The organism is Consotaella aegiceratis, assembly GCF_036541425.1.
In the GTDB taxonomy this organism is placed as follows: Bacteria; Pseudomonadota; Alphaproteobacteria; order Rhizobiales; family Rhizobiaceae; genus Consotaella; species Consotaella aegiceratis.
This window is the reverse complement of the sequence record NZ_JAZHFT010000045.1, coordinates 1-18,716: the sequence shown is the minus strand read 5'-3', so window position 1 is coordinate 18,716 and position 18,716 is coordinate 1. Positions and strand designations below refer to the sequence as shown.

The following is an 18,716-nucleotide window of genomic DNA, read 5'->3' as shown; positions in this document are numbered from 1 at the left end:
CCATCATGCGGTTCACGTTCCGGCAGCTTGAGTATTTCCTTGCGGCCGCGCAGTCGGGAAGCATTACTCAGGCCTCGGAACGGATCAACATCTCCCAGCCGTCGATTTCCACCGCCATCTCGCAGCTGGAACAGGAGATGGGGCTTCAACTCTTCGTGCGCCATCACGCGCAGGGACTTTCTCTGACGCCTGCCGGCCGAAAGATGTTCCATGAGGTGAAGCGCCTTCTGGAACAGGCGGAAGGTCTTTACGGGGTAGCGTCCGAAGCCAGCGAGGAGGTCCGTGGAACCCTGAACGTCGGCTGCTTGACGACGCTGGCTCCGATGATCTTGCCCGAGCTGTCCGTCTCCTTCAATTCGGCTTTTCCCAAAGCGCAGGTTCGCCCCGACGCCGGCCACCAGCAGGGGCTTCTGGAAGGCCTGACCCGCGCTACGATCGATATCGCGATCACTTATGATCTCCAGATTCCACCAGGAATCGAATTTCTGCCGCTTGCCAAGCTACCGGTTCATGCGCTTCTGGGAGAAAGCGACGTGCTGGCGCGGCATTCTTCGGTGTCATTGAAGGAGCTGGCCGCCCTGCCGCTTATCCTCCTCGATCTGCCGCTTAGCCGAGAATATTTTTTGGCGCTATTCATGAAGGAGGGTTTGCAGCCGAACATTGCCTATCGCTTCACTCAGCCTGACATCATCCGCACGATGGTCGCCAACTCATATGGCTATACGCTGGCCAATGTGCTGCCTCGTTCCGACACAGCGCTTGACGGGCGCAAAGTCGTGCGAGTCAAGCTTTCGGGCGAGCATCAAGCCATGACGATCGGACTCGCGACGCTGAAGGATTTGCGTAAGTCGCGGCTCGTCAAGGCCTTCGTGAACCATGCGACCTGCTTCATTTCCCCCGCCTACATCCCGGGGATGGTTGCACCCACGCTAAGCGGGCCGGGCAGATGAACCCCGGCCGTCCGGTGATCGACCGCTTTCGCCTGCGCGAAGCCGCCACGGTTCACGAAGCGAGCATCATGCGGGCGGCGCGCTCGCCAATCATCATACTGGGCGCGTTCGTGTTGCCGCCGATCAGCGTCGGCATGATCGATGCGTCCGCGACACGCAGATTGGCGGTGTTGCGAACTTTCAGCGTCGCGGGATCGACGACGGCCATGTCGTCGATGCCCATCTTGCACGTTCCCACCGGATGATAGACGGTCAGGGCTTCGGCGCGCAGATAGGCAAGGATTTGCTCGTCGGTCGTGACATCCGGTCCGGGCAGCATCTCCTTTCCGCGGATGCCGTCGAAGGCGCGGTCGGCGAAGATCGAGCGCGCCACCTTCAGCCCTTCGATCAGGGTGAGCGCGTCCTGCTCTTCTGTAAAGAAGTGATGGTCGACCAGAATGTCCCGTTTGCCGAGGTCGCGTGACAGAGTGATCTCGCCGACGCTTCTCGGCCTCAGAACGCAGGTGTGAACGGCATAGCCATGACCATATTCGATCAGGCGGCCACGGTGGCTGCGGTAACCCGGCACGAAATGAAACTGAATATCCGGCAGCTCGCCGGCGTATTTCGTGCGCGCGAACCCACCCGCTTCGACGTAGTTGGTCGTCAACATGCCCTTTCGGCCGCCGAAGTACCGCCAGGGCGCGGCGAGCATGGCAGGCAGGTTCGATATCGACAGCCCGAGCGTTTGTCTGCTCTGCGAGCGCACGGTGATCATGCCGTCGATATGATCGCGTAGATTCTTGCCGACGCCGGGGACGGCGACCCGCGGGTCTATGCCGATCGCGGACAAATCCGCGGTCGGCCCGATCCCCGACGAGAGCAGAATGCGCGGCGAGCCAATCGCCCCCGCGCTGAGCACCACCTCGCCCTGGCAGCCGATGACCTCCTGCCGGCCTTCGCGCATGACGCGGACTCCGCTCACGCGATTGTCCTCGAGCGCGAGGTCGACGACCTCGGTGTCGGTGAGGATCGTCAGGTTCGGCCTGCTCATCACGGGCTTCAGAAACGCCGCGAAGCTTGAAAAACGCCGCCCGCGGTCCTGGGTGACGTTATAGATGCCGACGCCGTACTGGCTCTGGCCATTGAAGTCGTCGTTTTCCGGCAAGCCGAGATGGCGGCCCGCCTCGACGAACAACCGGCTGACCGCATTCGGATCGCGCGCTTTGTCGACGAGAAGTTCGCCATCGAAGCCATGATAGGCCGCGTTCTGGCCTAGCATGTTGCGTTCGAGCCTTTTGAAGACCGGAAGCACGTCCTCGTAAGCCCAGCCCGTGCATCCCAGAGCAGCCCAGTCGTCATAGTCCTCGGCCGCGCCCCGGATATAGATCATCGAGTTGATGATGCTCGAACCACCGAGCCCCTTGCCCCGATTGACGGGAATTTTGCGGCCGTTGAGCTCCTTTTGCGGTACGCCCACATAGGCGTAGTCGAAGCGGGAGCGGCCGTAGAGGGACAGGATTCCGGCCGGAATATGAACACGCAGGTCGTCGGTGCGCCCGCCGCCTTCCACGAGGCAGACCCGGTTGCGCGGATCCTCGCTCAAGCGGTTTGCGAGCACGCACCCGGCCGAGCCCGCGCCCACGACGATATAGTCGAACTGCATTTGCTCGACCGACGGAGCCGTCGCTGGCATCACATAGTCCCTTATTGGTCGTCGTTGTCGTTCTTGAGAAGAGCCAGAATTTCGCGCTTCATCGCGATGAAATCGGCTTCCATCACCAGATCGAGGCTGCGTGGACGGGCAAACGGCACCTTCAGTTCCCGCTTGATGGTGCCCGGACGGCCGGACATGACGAGGACCCGATCGGCGAGCAGGATCGCTTCATCGATGTCGTGCGTGACGAAGAGCACCGTCTTGTGCGTCTCGTCCCATACCCTCAGGAGCAGCTTGTGCATGGCGGTTCGCGTCTGGCTGTCGAGTGCGCCGAAGGGCTCGTCCATCAGCAGCACTTCGGGATTGTTGGCGAGCGCCCGTGCGATCGCCACGCGCTGCTTCATCCCTCCCGAGAGTTGCGACGGATAATGGTCCGCAAACTTGGTCAGGCCCACCGCGTCGAGATAATGCTGGACGATGTCGGAGCGTTCGGCCGCTAGCAGGCCTTTGCGCTTCGGGCCGTAAGCGACGTTGTCGGCGACGGTCAGCCATGGAAACAGCGTATAGCTCTGGAAGACCATTCCTCGATCGGCACCGGGGCCGAGGACGGGGTGCCGGCCGACGGCGATCTGGCCGCCGCTGCGTCCTTCGAGGCCCGCGACAAGGTAGAGAAGGCTCGATTTGCCACAACCCGACGGTCCGACGATCACGCAGAATTCGTTGCGTTCGACGCGAAACGACACCCCGTCCAGAGCGAGCACGGTGTTGCGCCCCGCTCCGTAGCGGAGGCTGACGTCGTCGATCGAGATATCAGAGCTGTGAAACTCGCTCTCCACGAGGCGATCCAGTTTGCGGACGGCTTGACTCATCAATTTTCCTTCGGATCAGCGAGCCCAGGGAGCCGCGACCTTGCGCAGGACACGAAAGATCTGATCGGTGACGAGGCCCAACAGGCCGATCATAGCGATCGCCATGAAGATGACGTCGACCTGAAAGCCTCTCATGGCCTTGAGCGAGATGTAACCGAGCCCACTTCTCGCCGCGACGAGTTCGGCCACCACGAGGAAGGTCCATGCCCATCCCATCGTGACGCGCAAAACGTCGAAGATGCTCGGCAGCGACGCCGGGAAAATGATGTGGGCGACCGTCTCGATGCGGGAAGTGCCAAGGGTGTAGGCCGTGTTGACGAGATCGCGGGGTACCGAACGCGCCGCGTCGGCGATGAGCACGAGCTGCTGAAAGAAAATGCCGAATATGATGACCGCCACCCGCTGTTCGATCCCGATGCCGATCCAGAGAATGAAAAGCGGGACGAAGGACGTGACCGGCAAATAGCGTATGAAGTTCACCAGCGGATCGAGTACGGCCTGAACGATCCGATAGGTGCCCATGGTCAAACCGAGCGGTATCGCAATGATGCTCGATAGTGCGAAACCGATCAGGACAACCTGCAGGCTGGCCGAGGTGTGTTCCCATAAGCTCCCGTCTGCCGCGGCCTCGACGACCGCCCCCAAGACCGCACCGGGTTCCGGTAAAAACATCGGCTGGGCAAGCCCGCTCCTCGTCACCAGGAACCACAGACCGACAACCGCGATCCAGACCAGGACGCCGATCGAGACGGACAGGGCCGGCGGAATGGGATGAAACGGCGTGCCAATGGAACGCAGGATCGAGCGGTCTTTCACAGTAATGTCCATATGCGGCGAGCCCTGTGCCACGGGATGCGCTGTCTTGTCGTCCTTCAACGAGCAGTTGTCGTCGTGCACGGCCTTCCGGAAGCCATCGTCGGCGGCCCGAGAACGTCCGGCGCCGGTGGAAATCGCCGCGGATCGGCCTGCGCGGCGCGGAATGACGCTCATTCGGCTTGCAGAAACGAGGGGTCAATCAGGTCGTCGTAACCGATCTGCATCTTCATCTTGCCGAGATTGCCCCAGATCTCGTTGCCAAGAGCGAGCAGCCGGCCGGCCTCACCGTCATCGCCGTCGGCGAAATATTCAGCGTTCCGGGCTTTGCCGTAGAATTCCACCCCGGAAGCCGACGCCGCGAAGTCGGCCGGATCCTCGAGCCATCCGCCCACGCCCTTGGCCATGATCGCATAAGCTTCGTCGCGGTGGTCCCGTATGAACGCGTTGGCCTTGTACAGGCCCTCGACGAGAGCTTCGACATCCTTCCGGTGATTTTCGCTGTAGTCGCACCGAAGCGAGATGACGTCGACAATCGCGCCCGGCGTTTCTGACGAATCGATCAATACTTTGCCTTTGCCAGCCTTCTTGGCGAAGGTCAGATGCGGCTCCCAGGTAACCGCCGCATCGATCCGGTCGGCCATGAAGGCTGCGGCCGCGTCGTCCGCCGTCATATTGACGATATCGAAATCGGATTCGGTCATGCCGGCCTTGCTGAGCAGCATGTCGAACCAGAACTGCGAGACCGAGCCCTCGTTCAAGCCAAGGTCCATTCCCTTGATGTCCTCGAGGCTTTTCGCGTCGGACGGCGCCAGAATGCCGTCCCCGCCATGGCTGTCGTCAAGCGCGTAGACCGCCTTGAAGCAGAAATCGCCAGAGCGGTACTTCATGATCTCATCAAGCGTCGACGCGCTGCCGTCGAGCTCGCCGGAGGCTACGGCGGCCATGTAGAGCGAGGCTTCTTCAATGACTTCGATGTCTAGGTCCAGGCCGTTCTCCTTAAAGAAGCCCTTGTCGCGCGCCAGGAACAAGGGACCGTAACCGACCCAAGTCGTCATTCCCAACTTCATGGTTCCCGCATTGCTTGGGGCGGCCGACAAAAGAAAGGCAGAACCGGTCAAAAGCGCGAAATGGCCTAGCTTGGAAAACGATCGTGTCATGATGGTCCTGCTCTACTGATTTTCGGCCAAAAGACGACAAACTCCGGGATCGCAGCCTCGGAGCCGACGGCATCTTAGGGCCGCGGGTGGCAAGGAGGGCCGTTCGGGTATCGTCAGCAAAGCACAGCCACTAACTTGCAAAAATTAGCATTTCCCATGCAAATGCTTCCGAAATACCGAAGCATCCATTCATGGCAAACTGACGCTCCGCTACATAGGGGCCAAGCATGACATCCGCGCTATTCCTGGCGTGGCCTCCTCGATAACGGCGAGCCGCGTTGTATCGTCTTCGGCGGCCTGCGCGTCGGCGATGCCATCGAGGGCGCAGCGCTCTTGCAGGTGGTCGAGCCGGGAGCCACGGCCGCGACGGTTGAAGCCGAGACACAGTCGACACACCGCCGCGATCAGGTGCGCGATGCCTCGATGCGCGAGTTCAAGGCGGCTCGCTGCGCCGCCGATCGCGCCTTCCGCCAATATGACACCATCGACCCGGAGAACCGACTGATGGCAGGAGAACTGGAGCTGCGATGGAATCGGGCCCTTGCGCGGGTTGCCGATGTCGAGAGTCGTCTTGCCGATCACGACCGGTCAGTCCCGGCGCGATTTCATCCGCCAACGGCAGAGAATATTGCTGACCGGGCCGGCTGGCGGGGCAAGAGTTGGCTCGCCTGCGCCCTCGGTCAGAACGCCTACCGCGAAGACGAGGGTTGACCTCCTCATCCCCAATGTTTCAGGGCCTGAAATGCTCACCGATGATCAGCGGCGCAATCTCCTGGGGATCATCGAGGATCGCTACGAACGCCTCTCGACCATCTTAACCGGCCAACTGCCGCTCGATCGCTGGTATGAGATCACCGGCAATCCGACCAGAGCTGACGCGATTCTCGACCGGGCCGTCCACAACGTTTGTCCGCATCGACTGTCCGGCAAGAGTCTGCGGAAACGGCCTCCGAAGCCAGCGGCCTCGCTGACATCTTGACCTGAACTCTAACATCAACCCACATCAAGGAATCGACCCACGACCAGACAACGAAGTGGCTGGCTTCATCGGAACTTGCGCGGGAGGCGCGCGCGATGGGCTTGTTCGGTTTGACCCCAATGCCGGAGCAACCTCGGTGGGTCAGAGGGCACCTTTTCAACGAGAGCCTTGCACGTCGTCTGCTTGGAAAGTCGACACCTCAAAGCGGCCCTGGGTCTTCAGCTAAGCCGCCGAACTTGCCACCGTGGTCTAAAAACGTTGCCTACTGAAATTTCGCATCGACAGCACGTCAGCCCTGCATCGCGCGTGTGCGCTCACAAGTCGTCACTCAAACCAGTCTCGCTGCCGGTGTCATCGCAATCTATCCTCCAGCAGAAAGAGAGAAAGCTCACTCCAATCCGTCGGTTCAACGGGTGAAACCATGTCTCCAAATTTCATAATTTCAATCTCGACCTGGATTGCTTGACACCTCCCGCCGATAACGTCTGGCGACAAGATGGAAAGCAACGGTGGCGAGCGACGCCGCCGGAACGAGGATCGTTGTGCCGACGGCCGCGTCGGAGAAGACCAAGCCTAGCACGGTCGCGCCGATGAATCCGATTCCGATTTGGATGAAGCCGAGGAGAGCCGAGGCGACGCCCACCATCGACTTCTGATTTTCCAGCGCTGAGCTCGTCAGGCTGGGCAGTGCCAGCCCGTTGCCCAACACCCAGACAGCCACACCGCTCATATAGGCGGCGGTGGAGGGAGGTAATACATGCGGAAGAATAAGGAACATCACGCCGCCACTGCCGATGAAGGCAGTGCCTAAGGAGGCCACTCCCTCTGCCGTCATATACTGCAGCAGCCAGCGAGCGATCGAAGAACCAACGATGTAGGAGCCGGTTTGAAGCATCATCACGAGGCCGAATGTCAGCTCAGACAGCCCGGCACGTTCGATCAGCAGAAATGGCAGACCGGCCGACAACGTGTAGATGCCACCGATACAACAGCCGATCGACAATGCCGGCCAGATGAAATCCTGGTCGCGAAGTAGACGTCCATAGCGCTTGAACGCCGGTTTCGGTGTAAAATGGATAACCTCGCCAGCGGCAAGCGTCTCGCGCATTGCGCCCAGCAGGACCAGAAGTAACACCACAGCATAGCCGAACATGACGAAAAAAATTGCTCGCCAAGAAGCCAGAGATACGACCAAGGCGCCCAGCGTTGGCGATACCAAAGGGATGACTGCGTTGCACAATGCCGTTGTGGAAAACACCAGCGCGGCGGATCGCCCGGAAAACTGATCGCGCACCATGGCCCGCGAGACCACCAGCCCGCACGAAACGCCGATGCCCTGAAACAACCGCCCCAGCAGAAGCAAATCGATCGATGACGAGAAAAGGGCGACCAGAGAGCCCAACCCATAGATCACAATGAACACAAGGGCCGTCCGTCGACGCCCCAGCGCGTCGGCGATCGGCCCCGTAACGAGCTGGAACAGGGCGAAGCCGCAAAGATAGACCGAAAGCATCAAAGCGGCTTCGGCTTCAGGAATGCCTAGATCGCGCGCGGCCGCGGGAAGAGCCGGCGTGAGCAGCGCCATGCTGAACGGTCCGGTCGTAATCAACAAGGCACCAAGCACGGCGGTGCGCGCCGGTGACATGACCGGAGTCATAACGAAAGCACATATCCTGAGACGTTGAAGCGCCGCCCGCCGGGACGGTGAGCGGCGCTGCGGGCTATTCCATCCAGATGCCGGTAAAGTCCTGGTACCAGCTCTGAGCGGGGTCAAAGCCTTTGACCTTCTGGGAAAGAGCGCGGGGATTTTTGTCGTGGACGATGAAGACCCAAGGGGCTTCCTCGACGAGGATTTCGTGCGCCTGCGCCAGAAGCGTATCGACTTCGTCGGGGTCGAATGTCTTTCCGACCTTATCGATCAGCGCGTCAAACTCGTCATTCTTCCAATAGCCCCAGTTCGATCCAACGGGTGGCACGTTCTTGCCGTAGAACCACCGCTCCCATTCGGCCGCTCCGGGGAAGCTGAGGCTCATATTGATGGCGTCGGCATTCTCGCGAAGATCCGAGCCCTGCTCCTGACGGAACGCCGTCACCAGTTGGCCCCACTCAAGCACCTCGATGTCGACGTCGAAGCCGACCTCGTTCAGATTCTGCTGGATCAGCTGGTTCATCTGGACGGGCAAGAGCTGGCCGGAGCCGGAACTGGACGTCAGAACCTTCAACGGCACCTTTTTGTCCGGGCCGTATCCGGCCTCGGCCAGCAACGCCTTCGCCCGATCCGGATCGTAGGTATATTTGACGCTGGGATGGCCGTAGCTGACGTCCTCAGGAGGCACGAAACCGGACGCCGGGCTCACCGTGTCGTTGAGCAAAAACACCAAGCCATCGCGATCGATCGCAAAGTTCGCCGCCTGCCGAACCCGTTTATCGAGGAAGGGCGAGCCCTCCTTGAAGGAAAAGATGTAAGGCCAGATGTGCGGATAGATCTTCATGGAAATCGTGTAGCCGGCGGCCTTCAGCCCCGGAATGGCATCCGGAGGCGGCACCTCGACCCAGTCGACCTGGCCAGAGCGTAGCGCGGCCAGCCGCGTATTGGCATCCGGCATCGGGATCAACTTGATCTGGTCCAGCTTGGGAACGTGATCGCTGTCCCAATAGTCGGGGTTCTTCGCCAAGGTGATCGATTGGTGCGCCACGACCTCGGTGATGCGAAACGGACCGGTTCCGGACGGTGAGGTCGCAAACTTGGTCCAGTCGCCGCCCACGGCGTTGTATTGCGCCGGGCTCGCCAGCGGCAGCTGCGTCAGTGATTGTGGAAAATAGGAGCTCGGCGAATGCGTCGCGATCGCGACGGTCTTGTCGTCGATCTTATTCCAGCTCGCCATCTGCGGAACGCGCGAGCGCGCAATACCCGAAGCCGAGGCCTCATATTGCGGCGCCTTTTCGTTCCAAAAGCGCTCCAAGTTCCAGATCACCGCATCGGCGTCGAACAGCGACCCATCGTGGAATTTGACCCCCTGGCGCAGATGAAAGATCCAGCGGGTTTCGTCGTCAGGATCGATCTCCCAAGACGTGGCGAGGCCAGGACCAAAGGTGGCGCGTTGATCGGTGTTCGTGCGCAATTGCCAGGCCACCAACGGCTCAAAGATCGGGTAGCCGGCGAAGCGCATGCCTTCGCCACCCTGGCTCGGCATGCCGGTCGTGGTCGGCAGGTCGGAAAGCGTCATTGCTATCCGGAGCACTTGCGGCTGTTGCGCGTAAACCGGAAATGGGCCCATCGCCGTGGCAGCTGCAGCGCCGGCGCCGACCTGCAGAAAGGTTCTCCGTTTCATCCTGTTCTCCTGTCATCTGCACCAAGAAACGGCCGGCCCGAACTCCTCCGCCAACGACCGCGACCACTGTTGACGCCGACAGGACACCATAAGCGGCGATGGAATCAGATACCCTATTCGTCACAGCGCCTGTGACGAGAATCGGGTTTGCATATCTGGCGCTCGTCCTCATGATATGCCCTATTCTTAATCAGGCAGTTGGCGATGACATTGAACGATAACGCCGCTTTCGAAGCTCACGTGGCCTATTTGCTGGCGCGTCTGGGCATTGAGCCCGACATCTCGACGATGCTGCGCATCAACGAACTTGCTGCAGATCTGGAGCGTGTGGCGGCCCATGTGCGCACCGATCACGCGTTCGGAGTCGAGCCTCTGTTCGGCGTCATCGCGCATGGAAAGGCCGGCAGATGAACGACGTCGCGCTTCTGACCCTCGCCCAGTCATCCGCTGCCATCGCCGAGGGACGATTGACACCTCTGGACTTGACGAACGCTTATCTTGCCCGAATCGAGAGGTTCAACCCACAACTCTTCGCCTTCATCCGCGTGTGTGCCGACGAGGCGCGTCGTGCCGCGCGTATCGCCACCGAAGAGATCGCCGCCAATGGGCCGCGCAGCCCGCTGCACGGCATCCCGTTCGCGATCAAGGACATCATCGAGACCAAGGGGATCACGACCACCGGCCAGTCGGCTCTGTTCGCCGACCGCGTGCCCGACAGTTCGGCATTCTTGTGGCAGAGCCTGGAAGAAGCCGGCGCCATCCTTCTCGGCAAAACGACCACCTGGGAATTCGCCATTGGCGGGCCGGCCCTCGACCTGCCGTGGCCGCGTGCTCGCAATCCTTGGCATGCCGAGCGCGACACCGGTGGCTCCTCCTCGGGCTCTGCAGCCGCCGTCGCGGCCGGCCTGTGTGCGGCGGCGATCGGCACCGACACCGGGGGCTCCGTCCGGGTGCCGGCGGCGTGGTGTGGCTGCGCTGGACTAAAGCCAACCTATGGGCTCGTCTCGCGCGCCGGTGTCTATCCCCTCTCCTTCACACTGGATCATGTTGGTCCGATTTGTTGGACCGTAGAAGATTGTGCGCTCGTCATGGACGCGATCGCCAAGCGTGATCCGCGCGACCGCACGACGTCTTTGGCTCCCGACCTCCGTTTTGCCGACAACGTCAAGGACGGCGTAAAGGGCATTCGGATCGGCCGCGTCCGCAACTTCTCGGCGGATATCGAGCTGGAACCTGCGGTCGCGGACGGGCTCGAACGCGCTATCGCCGGGCTGAAGGCAGCCGGAGCCGAGATCGTCGACGTCGACCTGCCCGATCTTGCGGCATTTGATGCCACGTGCAACTTGATTTCTCGGGCCGAATCCTTCGCCTTTCACCGGACTGCCCTGCAGCAAAGCCCCGAAAAATTCGGAGCCGAAGCACGCGCGCGTCTGATGGCCGGCGGCACCGTCGCCGCTGCCGACTACATCGGCGCATTGCGAAATCGAACCGCCCTGATCGAAGACGTCGAAGCCGTTTTCTCCGACGTCGATGTCCTAGTATGTGAACTGAGTGGCTCGACTGCGCCCAATGAGGGGGGCTCCGCCAATTACGGCCGACTGGCCACCCGCCCCTTCAACGTGACCGGATCGCCCGCCCTTTCGATCTGCACAGGATTTGACGCCAGCGGTCTACCGACGGCTGTGCAAATCGTCGGCCGAGCCTACGAAGACCCGCTGGTGCTGCGCGCCGGCTATGTCGTCGAGCAAGCCGTCGATTTTCGGGCAAAGCGGGCCATGCCGCCGCTTTCCGACGCACCCGAACGGATGACGGCATGATCCAATACGCGCTCCTTCGCACGATCTACGCCATTCCAATTCTGCTGGGCGTTTCAATCGTCACGTTCGGGCTGCTTTTCCTGCAGCCGGGCAACCCTGTCGAGGCGCTGTTGCCCTTGGAAGCCCCGCAGGACGTCATCAATGCCATGAAGGTACAGCTTGGCCTCGATGCGCCGGTCCCCGTCCAATACATCCGCTGGCTGCTGCGCACGCTTCACGGCGACCTGGGCCTGTCGCTCTATGACGGCACTTCGGTCGCGCACCAGATCGGCAGTGCCCTGTTCAACACGCTCATGCTGGCCGTGCCTGCAGCACTTCTGGCATTTTCCGTCGGAATCGCGCTCGGGCTGATCGCTGGCTACAATCGCAACAATCTGATCGACAGGGCCTCCAGTGCGCTCGCTATCCTTGGCGTGAGTCTGCCGCAATATTGGGTCGCCATCGTCCTGGTGGCCCTGTTTTCGGTCTACCTCAACTGGTTGCCTGCAGCCGGAATGGCCCAGGCCGACGGCGTCCCCAGATCCTTTTCTGACCTTCAGAACATGATCTTGCCGATCGTCGCCCTGGCGCTGGTGCCGGCCGGTGTCGTGGCGCGTGTCGTTCGTGCCGCCGTCCTCGACATCCTGGCCTTGGATTTCATTCAGGGGCTGGAGGCAAAGGGCCTGAGACCCGGCCGCGTGCTGTTGCATGTGATGCGCAACGCCACCTCTGCCGCACTCGCCGTGATGGGGCTTCAGTTCGGCTACCTGCTGGGCGGCTCGATCTTGATCGAGACCGTGTTCAACTGGCCCGGCAGTGGCCAGCTCCTCAACCTCGCGATCTTTCGCCGTGACATCCCGATGCTCCAGGGCACAGTCGTGGTGATCGCAGGGCTGTTCGTGGTCGTCAACCTCGGGGTCGACCTGCTGCAGGCGATGATCGATCCCCGGATGCGGCGATAGGAGATGGCGATGGCTGCCACGACTGGCGCGATCGAAGGAACTGACGCCGCATCCGTCCGTCACAGCCGCCGCGGTTATTGGCCGTTGGTGTGGCGACGGTTGCGGCGCGATCCGATCAGCATGCTCTCGCTCTTCGTCCTGCTGGCGATCGTCTTCGGTGCGATTTTCGCACCGTGGATCACACCATACGATCCCAATCACGGCGACATTCTCTCGCGGCTCAAGGCGCCGGGCACGCCCGGCCACATCCTGGGAACCGACGCCACCGGCCGCGATCTTTATACTCGCCTGGTTTGGGGGGGCCGCCTGTCGATGCTGAGTGGCACACTGCCGGTGATCGTCGCAACGCTCATCGGCGGCACGCTCGGCATCGTCGCCGGCATGTCGGGACGCATCGTCAACACCATTATCATGCGCATCGTCGACGTGCTGTTCGCCTTTCCCTCGATCCTATTGGCGGTCGCCATCTCGGGTATCCTCGGCAACGGTCTCGACAACACCTTGATTGCCCTTTCGATCGTCTTCACGCCACAGGTGGTCCGGGTGGCCGAAAGCGCGACAGTGCAGATCAGCCGGCAGGACTTCGTCGATGCGGCGCGGGCGACCGGGGCTAGCCAGGCCCTGATCCTGCGCGCCCAGATTCTTCCCAACGTGCTCAGCCAGATCTTGGTCTTTGCCACCAGCCTGATCGCGGTCGGGATGGTCGTCGCGGCAGGCTTGAACTTCATTGGCCTCGGCATTGCGCCACCGGCGGCAGAATGGGGCTCGATGCTGAACGAGCTGCGCGATGCCATCTACATCAACCCGGTGCTTTCCGTCCTGCCCGGCGTCCTCATTGTGGCGACGTCCATCTGCTTCAATCTCTTGAGCGATGGCCTGCGATCCGCGATGAACATACGTGAGGTCAGCTGATGGGATCGCTCCGGCAAGCCGATCGTGGGGGACCCGCCCAGCCTCTGCTGATAGCAAAAGGACTGAAGAAGCACTTTCCGATCCGCAGCGGGTTTTTCGGCAAGACACGACGCGTCCACGCCGTCGACGGGATTTCGTTCGAGGTGGCAAAAGGCGAGACGCTTGGTATCGTCGGCGAATCCGGCTGCGGCAAGTCGACGACCTCTCGACTTCTCCTGCATCTGACCCCGCCCGATGATGGCGAGATCATCTTCGACGGCGATCTGGTTGGTGCCGGCGGCATATCCGTGCGCGAGATGCGCCGCTCGGCGCAGATGGTGTTTCAGGACAGCTTTACCTCGCTCAATCCCCGCTCTCGTATCCTCGACATCGTGATGTTTCCGCTGCGGGCGAGCAAAGCGGATGCCCGATCATCCCTCTCCCGCGCGCGTTTTCTGCTTAACCGCGTCGGTCTCGACCCCGACCGCTTCGGCGACCGATTCCCTCATGAGCTCTCCGGCGGACAGCGCCAACGTGTCAACATTGCGCGCGCACTGGCAACCTCGCCTCGGCTGGTTATCCTCGACGAGGCTGTCTCGGCTCTCGACAAGTCCATCGAGGCGGAGGTCATCAACCTTCTCGACGATCTAAAGAGCGAGCTTGGCCTGACCTATCTTTTCATCAGTCATGACCTGCACGTGGTTCGGCACGTCTCGGACCGCGTGATGGTGATGTATCTGGGACAAGTGGTCGAAATCGGCGAAGCCGAAGCGCTCTATGAGCGCCCCATGCATCCCTATACGCGCTCGTTGTTATCCGCCATGCCAAGCATGGATCCCGATAAACGGACAGAAACTGCGCCCTTGGCCGGAGACCCGCCCAATCCGGTTGATCCGGCGCCCGGCTGTCGCTTCCGACCTCGCTGTCCCTTTGCCGAGGAGGTTTGCATCCAACAGGACCCAGCGCTCATCAACGCGAAATCGTCGCTGGCGGCTTGCCATATGTGCAACTTGATCTCGGGGCACTCCAAGGCCGCCGATTGGCTGAAGCAGACCCGGACTGACGAGATGGCCGATGCCTGATCTACCCTCGCTACAGGAGCCACCGCCCCCCGAGGGGTCGGCGTTGAGCCTTCGCGATCTGCGCGTCGCCTTCAAGGCCGAGCATGGCCGGGTTCATGCGGTCAACGGCGTCGATCTCGACCTGGCGCCTGGCGAAGCGCTCGGCCTGCTCGGCGAATCCGGATCCGGCAAGAGCATCACCTTGCGCGCCATCATGCGCCTGCTGCCGGCAAGCGCCGAGGTTAAAGGCTCGATCCGCTTCGCTGGCCAAGAGATAATGGCGCTGCGTCGGCACCGGCTGCGCCAATTGCGGGGCGCCGGCATCGCCATGGTGTTTCAAGAGCCGATGACCGCGATGGATCAGACCTTCACCGTGGGCCAGCAGATTGTCGAAGCCATCCGAGCGCACGAGTCCGTAACGCGGCAAGATGCCCGGCGACGAGCACTGGACCTTCTTGAGTTGGTTCAGATCCCGTCGGCCGAAAGCCGTCTCGGCAGCTATCCGCAAGAGATGTCGGGCGGAATGCGTCAAAGAGCCATGATCGCCCTGGCGCTGGCTTGCCGACCCAAGGTGCTGCTGGCTGACGAGCCGACAACCGCGCTTGACGTCACGGTGCAGATCCAGATTCTCCTTCTGTTGCGGCGACTGCAGCGCGAGCTCGGCATGTCGATGATTTTTGTCACCCACGACATCGGTGCGGCCGTGGAAGTCTCGGACCGAATTGCGGTCATGTACGGCGGCAGAATCGGCGAGATCGGGACGGCCAGCCAGATTGTCCGCTCACCCCGCCACCCCTATTCGCGTGGACTGATCTCCGCCGTCACCTCCCGGGACAAGGGCGAGCGGATGCAGGGCATTCCAGGTAAACCGCCGCGGCTTGAACAGCCACCCGACTGCTGCACGTTCCACCCGCGATGCCGTTTTGCGATCGTTGATTGCCGCTCGACCCTGCCGCAGCTGCAGACGGTCGATGCCGATCACCAGACGGCCTGCCTCCGGAGTCAAGAACTGGTCCAAGGATAAAGCCACTTGCGCCGACGTCTCCTTGGCCGTCCGGCGGCTACGGCCGGCACGCGTCACCCTTCGCTATCTCTGGAGCAGATTTCCGCCAGGAAGTCGACGAAGTGACGAACGCGCGCGTTTAGGTGGCGGCGATCATGATAGACTGCAAATATGGGAATTCCCGCGCTACTCTCGAATTCTTCAAGAAGCGGGATGAGTTTTCCGGTCGCGATGTCTCGTTCGACCTGTTCGCTCGAGAGTTGGGCTATGCCAATTCCCCGCAAGGCGAGCTGACGCAACATTGAGCCTTGGCTCGCCTTGTAGCGGCCGCCGACACTTATTATGCACGTTTCGCCGTTCCGTTCGAACGACCAGTCGTTGAATACCTCACGTGTGCTGAGGAGACATTCGAACTTGCGAAGGTCTTGCGGGATTACCGGCCTGCCATGACGACGCACGAAGCCGGGCGAGGCGCAGATCCTCAATCTTGTCCTGCCTATGCGGCGCATGACAAACGAGCTCTTGTCGGGACGCTCGTGGGAGATGGTCAGATCAATTCCCGCTTCAATCGGATCGACATAGCCGTTCTGCAAATGGAACTCGATATCGATGTCCGGAAACTGGGAGTGAAAACGCTCGATGTTGGGACCAATGCGTGACTCGGCGATGGTGGACGACACGAAGATCCGCAGCTTTCCTCTGGTTTTCTGCCGCATGTCGAGAACGCTGGCCGCAGCGTCCTCGATCGCGCCTACCGCCCGCTTGCATCCGGAATAGAAGACTCGTCCCTCTTCAGTCAGCGCGAGATGGCGCGAATTTCGGTTGATGAGCCGGACTTCCAGCTGCTCCTCCAACCGCGATATCACCTTGCTGACGGTCGAAGGATCGAGATTGAGCCGCCGGGCCGCTGCTGAGAATCCGTTTTCTTCAACGGCAATAATGAAGACGTTTATATCATATTTCTGGTATATCATCTATGATATTCAAATACTCTGCCAACAGTCTATATATGTCGTCGATTCAGTGGCCTGCCGCGATAGGGTGGTCCGGTTTGATTCTTAGTGCATGATCGGCTTTTGGGCTATTGCGTGGGCAGATGGGGGTGGCGATCCGCGTGGTGACGCAGGCCAGACAATAGCCTCCGGTGCCGGTGGTCTATATCCAAGCGATGAGTGCGGCCGCTCAGTGTTGTAATAGCGTCTCCATGCCTCGATGATGACCTTTGCTTCAGCGAGGCTGTAGAAGATCTCCCCGTTGAGCAGTTCGTCACGCAGCTTCGAGTTGAAGCTCTCGCAATAACCGTTCTCCCAGGGGCTTCCTCCGTTGGTTGTTGCGGACACGCCCAGCTCAATAGCCCGGCTTGGAAAGCGTCATCCCATCCGGCAACGCCACGCCGACACGACACCGCGACAGGCGCCCCGCAGCCAGGTTGTCGAGAATCACCTTGGCGGCGTCCTCGTAGGTGATCGTCATCCTGCCGAGCGCGTTGCGGAAGGCGAGTGAGGTAGCGATCCACGGCAGCACCCTGGTGTAGGCCGGGAGCGGAACCGGCCAGGTCTCGGTCGAGATGACGAGCCCCTCGTGCGGGCGGCCGTCCGGCGCCTCGACCATTGGCCCGGGGCACAGGACCGACCAGTCGAGACGGCTGCGACGCACGGTCTCGTAGTTGATCGCGTGCAACTGGTAGACGGAAGGGATTTTGGGCAAGCTGACCGTCATCCGCTTCGTGCCCGGTACGTCCAGCAGCGCTGCGCCGGCGAACATCCAGAACCGCCCGTCTTGACCGAGCGCCTCCGCCGCCGCATCGACGATCTGCGACACCAGTCCGGTAAAGCCTCGATCCTGATTGACATGACCGGCGGCGTTGACGGTGGCCTCGTGTCCGGCGATGGCGGCGACCAGCTGGGGGCGGTCGGAAAAGTCGACCTCCCGCACGTCGATCGCCGGATAGGAAGCGGAAAGCACACCGCCGTTGCGGACGATCGCCGTAACCTGATGGCCCTGATCCAGCGCGCCTTTCACAAGCCTTTCACCCGCTTTCCCCGTCGCGCCGAGGATGCAGATCTTCATCGATTCCTCCATAGTACAAGGCCGTGGTCACTCCCGCCGACAGCTTGGGGAGCGTCAATATGGACTGCGGATGTAGTCGGCTCGCCGTCAGCTGAGAGCCGCCGGCGGCAAGTCGGCCGCGGCGAGAATTCGCTCGCCGGCTTCGCGCAGCTCGTCCATCAATCCCTCGACATTGTCGAATATAAGTGCGTGGCCGCTTTTCACCCTGCGCCCCGCGATCAAGACGGCTTCGACGTGCGCGCTCCCGGCTCGCAACACCGTCGCGACGGGATCGTTGTTCGGCCACAGATCGAGCGCACGTCCGTCGATGATCGTCAGGTCCGCCTGCCGGCCGGGAGCGATCACACCCACCTGCGCCGCTAGGCCAAGTGCACGGGCTCCGGCTCCTGTAATCCAATGCAGGGCCTCGATGCGATGAATCCGGACTGTCCCGCTTCGCTGTTCGGTGAGCGTGAGTTCCGCATCCAGCGCACGTTGATGGACCATCGCAACGCCTGCGGCAAAGAGCAGATTGGGTGAAATCGCGCTTTCGATGTCGATTCCGATGGCGGGCGCAATGCCTCGCTTGCGCAATCGACCGGTGATGGGGTGGCCGTGCCCATCGTTCATCTCGACTTCAGGGGTGATCGTAAAATTCACCCCGGCATCGACGAGGCGGTCCAGCAAGTCGTTGCCGATGGTGTTGCCGTGCACGATATTGACGTGGGGTCCGATCAGGCCTTTTTTGATCAGCCCGTGCCAGATTTCCGGTGGACAAACTGGTCCGCCGCTGTGATGCATGGCGGCGATCAGATCGAACTCGCGAGCCAAGGACAGATCAGCCTCGGCAACGTCCGGCGGCGAATAGAGCGGTCCGGCAACGGCCAGGCCGAGCGTCAAGAGGCCGTCTTTCGAAAAGGCTCCGCTGGCCAGCAGACGCTCGATCTCTTCGCGCCGGTGGCCGCTGCCCATCTGGGCCCCATGAAGGACGACGCCGCGGATTCCGGCCTCCTGCAGCGCGGCGATGGCAGCATCGGTGTGGTCCGGCGTCAAATTGGCGTGGCACCAGTCTCCCAGAGTCGTCGTGCCAGACGCGATCTGGGTGACGGCCGCGGCCAGGGTGCCGATATGGACGTCATCGGGCGTCATCTTGGGCACGACTTGTCCATGCATGTAGGCCAGATATTCGAGCAGGTTCCAGTCGAGCGCGATGCC

17 protein-coding genes and 2 pseudogenes are annotated in these 18,716 nt (G+C 61.4%); 8 read left to right on the top strand and 11 right to left on the bottom strand.

The window, feature by feature from the left end:
* Positions 1–5: 5 nt before the first annotated feature.
* On the top strand, positions 6–950 hold the full coding sequence (locus tag SMD10_RS21160; protein WP_331687733.1) for a LysR family transcriptional regulator: 945 nt from the start codon (positions 6–8) through the stop codon (positions 948–950).
* A 52-nt stretch (positions 951–1,002) separates the two neighbouring features.
* Here the strand turns inward: SMD10_RS21160 and SMD10_RS21155 are convergent, their stop codons facing one another.
* The 5 genes from SMD10_RS21155 to SMD10_RS21135 all read right to left on the bottom strand — a co-directional run bounded on the left by SMD10_RS21155 (position 1,003) and on the right by SMD10_RS21135 (position 6,010).
* Positions 1,003–2,625 (bottom strand): GMC family oxidoreductase, encoded by a 1,623-nt coding sequence (locus SMD10_RS21155; RefSeq protein ID WP_331687731.1) that lies wholly within the window; start codon positions 2,623–2,625, stop codon positions 1,003–1,005.
* A gap of 11 nt (positions 2,626–2,636) precedes the next feature.
* On the bottom strand, positions 2,637–3,455 hold the full coding sequence (locus tag SMD10_RS21150) for an ABC transporter ATP-binding protein (RefSeq protein WP_331687730.1): 819 nt from the start codon (positions 3,453–3,455) through the stop codon (positions 2,637–2,639).
* A 15-nt stretch (positions 3,456–3,470) separates the two neighbouring features.
* The gene (locus tag SMD10_RS21145; protein WP_331687729.1) at positions 3,471–4,352 is read right to left on the bottom strand and encodes an ABC transporter permease; all 882 of its coding nucleotides are present in this window, start codon (positions 4,350–4,352) and stop codon (positions 3,471–3,473) included.
* 89 nt (positions 4,353–4,441) lie between these two features.
* Positions 4,442–5,428: an ABC transporter substrate-binding protein gene (locus tag SMD10_RS21140; protein ID WP_432757290.1), complete on the bottom strand. Its 987-nt coding sequence runs from the start codon at positions 5,426–5,428 to the stop codon at positions 4,442–4,444.
* Positions 5,429–5,638: 210 nt separating this feature from the next.
* Positions 5,639–6,010, bottom strand: coding sequence for a hypothetical protein (locus tag SMD10_RS21135; protein ID WP_331687726.1), 372 nt, complete (start codon positions 6,008–6,010; stop codon positions 5,639–5,641).
* A 19-nt stretch (positions 6,011–6,029) separates the two neighbouring features.
* Here SMD10_RS21135 and SMD10_RS21130 point away from each other — a divergent pair.
* Positions 6,030–6,407: pseudogene (locus SMD10_RS21130) on the top strand (ATP-binding protein); the annotation flags it as partial.
* A 442-nt stretch (positions 6,408–6,849) separates the two neighbouring features.
* Here the strand turns inward: SMD10_RS21130 and SMD10_RS21125 are convergent.
* Entirely contained in the window at positions 6,850–8,064 is a 1,215-nt protein-coding gene (locus SMD10_RS21125; RefSeq protein ID WP_331687724.1) for a multidrug effflux MFS transporter, read from the bottom strand.
* A gap of 64 nt (positions 8,065–8,128) precedes the next feature.
* Complete coding sequence (locus SMD10_RS21120; RefSeq protein WP_331687723.1) at positions 8,129–9,634, bottom strand: ABC transporter substrate-binding protein; 1,506 nt, start codon at positions 9,632–9,634, stop codon at positions 8,129–8,131.
* A 315-nt stretch (positions 9,635–9,949) separates the two neighbouring features.
* On the opposite strand from SMD10_RS21120, the gene SMD10_RS21115 reads away from it, so the two are divergent.
* From SMD10_RS21115 to SMD10_RS21090, 6 genes are read left to right on the top strand one after another with little or no spacing between them, the layout of a single operon-like run.
* The gene (locus tag SMD10_RS21115) at positions 9,950–10,150 is read left to right on the top strand and encodes a hypothetical protein (RefSeq protein ID WP_331687722.1); all 201 of its coding nucleotides are present in this window, start codon (positions 9,950–9,952) and stop codon (positions 10,148–10,150) included.
* Positions 10,147–11,556, top strand: a complete 1,410-nt coding sequence (locus SMD10_RS21110) for an amidase (protein ID WP_331687721.1) — start codon at positions 10,147–10,149, stop codon at positions 11,554–11,556. Before SMD10_RS21115 ends, SMD10_RS21110 begins: the two co-directional genes overlap by 4 nt.
* Positions 11,553–12,497: an ABC transporter permease gene (locus SMD10_RS21105; protein ID WP_331687720.1), complete on the top strand. Its 945-nt coding sequence runs from the start codon at positions 11,553–11,555 to the stop codon at positions 12,495–12,497. Before SMD10_RS21110 ends, SMD10_RS21105 begins: the two co-directional genes overlap by 4 nt.
* Positions 12,498–12,506: 9 nt before the next feature.
* On the top strand, positions 12,507–13,409 hold the full coding sequence (locus SMD10_RS21100) for an ABC transporter permease (protein ID WP_331687719.1): 903 nt from the start codon (positions 12,507–12,509) through the stop codon (positions 13,407–13,409).
* Positions 13,409–14,470: an ABC transporter ATP-binding protein gene (locus SMD10_RS21095; protein ID WP_331687718.1), complete on the top strand. Its 1,062-nt coding sequence runs from the start codon at positions 13,409–13,411 to the stop codon at positions 14,468–14,470. The genes SMD10_RS21100 and SMD10_RS21095 overlap by 1 nt, the downstream gene beginning before the upstream one ends.
* 43 nt (positions 14,471–14,513) lie before the next feature.
* Positions 14,514–15,473 (top strand): ABC transporter ATP-binding protein, encoded by a 960-nt coding sequence (locus SMD10_RS21090; RefSeq protein WP_331687717.1) that lies wholly within the window; start codon positions 14,514–14,516, stop codon positions 15,471–15,473.
* A gap of 53 nt (positions 15,474–15,526) precedes the next feature.
* Here SMD10_RS21090 and SMD10_RS21085 read toward each other — a convergent pair whose 3' ends face one another.
* The 4 genes and pseudogenes from SMD10_RS21085 to SMD10_RS21070 all read right to left on the bottom strand — a co-directional run bounded on the left by SMD10_RS21085 (position 15,527) and on the right by SMD10_RS21070 (position 18,650).
* Entirely contained in the window at positions 15,527–16,426 is a 900-nt protein-coding gene (locus SMD10_RS21085) for a LysR family transcriptional regulator (protein WP_331687716.1), read from the bottom strand.
* Positions 16,427–16,510: 84 nt separating this feature from the next.
* Positions 16,511–16,771 (bottom strand): annotated as a pseudogene (locus SMD10_RS21080) (integrase core domain-containing protein); the annotation flags it as partial.
* 28 nt (positions 16,772–16,799) lie between these two features.
* Positions 16,800–17,522, bottom strand: a complete 723-nt coding sequence (locus SMD10_RS21075) for an NAD(P)-dependent oxidoreductase (RefSeq protein WP_331687715.1) — start codon at positions 17,520–17,522, stop codon at positions 16,800–16,802.
* Positions 17,523–17,609: 87 nt separating this feature from the next.
* Positions 17,610–18,650 (bottom strand): amidohydrolase family protein, encoded by a 1,041-nt coding sequence (locus tag SMD10_RS21070; protein ID WP_331687744.1) that lies wholly within the window; start codon positions 18,648–18,650, stop codon positions 17,610–17,612.
* Positions 18,651–18,716 lie beyond the last annotated feature (66 nt).

Bases quoted from the DNA above. Each gene is read 5' to 3' on its own strand.
- SMD10_RS21070 (WP_331687744.1), bottom strand. From the start codon at position 18,650: ATGACGCCCGATGACGTCCATATCGGCACCCTGGCCGCGGCCGTCACC.
- SMD10_RS21100 (WP_331687719.1), top strand. From the start codon at position 12,507: ATGGCTGCCACGACTGGCGCGATCGAAGGAACTGACGCCGCATCCGTC.
- SMD10_RS21125 (WP_331687724.1), bottom strand. From the start codon at position 8,064: ATGACTCCGGTCATGTCACCGGCGCGCACCGCCGTGCTTGGTGCCTTG.
- SMD10_RS21120 (WP_331687723.1), bottom strand. From the start codon at position 9,634: ATGACGCTTTCCGACCTGCCGACCACGACCGGCATGCCGAGCCAGGGT.
- SMD10_RS21160 (WP_331687733.1), top strand. From the start codon at position 6: ATGCGGTTCACGTTCCGGCAGCTTGAGTATTTCCTTGCGGCCGCGCAG.
- SMD10_RS21150 (WP_331687730.1), bottom strand. From the start codon at position 3,455: ATGAGTCAAGCCGTCCGCAAACTGGATCGCCTCGTGGAGAGCGAGTTT.
- SMD10_RS21155 (WP_331687731.1), bottom strand. From the start codon at position 2,625: ATGCCAGCGACGGCTCCGTCGGTCGAGCAAATGCAGTTCGACTATATC.
- SMD10_RS21110 (WP_331687721.1), top strand. From the start codon at position 10,147: ATGAACGACGTCGCGCTTCTGACCCTCGCCCAGTCATCCGCTGCCATC.
- SMD10_RS21140 (WP_432757290.1), bottom strand. From the start codon at position 5,428: ATGACACGATCGTTTTCCAAGCTAGGCCATTTCGCGCTTTTGACCGGT.
- SMD10_RS21095 (WP_331687718.1), top strand. From the start codon at position 13,409: ATGGGATCGCTCCGGCAAGCCGATCGTGGGGGACCCGCCCAGCCTCTG.
- SMD10_RS21105 (WP_331687720.1), top strand. From the start codon at position 11,553: ATGATCCAATACGCGCTCCTTCGCACGATCTACGCCATTCCAATTCTG.
- SMD10_RS21075 (WP_331687715.1), bottom strand. From the start codon at position 17,522: ATGAAGATCTGCATCCTCGGCGCGACGGGGAAAGCGGGTGAAAGGCTT.
- SMD10_RS21085 (WP_331687716.1), bottom strand. From the start codon at position 16,426: ATGATATACCAGAAATATGATATAAACGTCTTCATTATTGCCGTTGAA.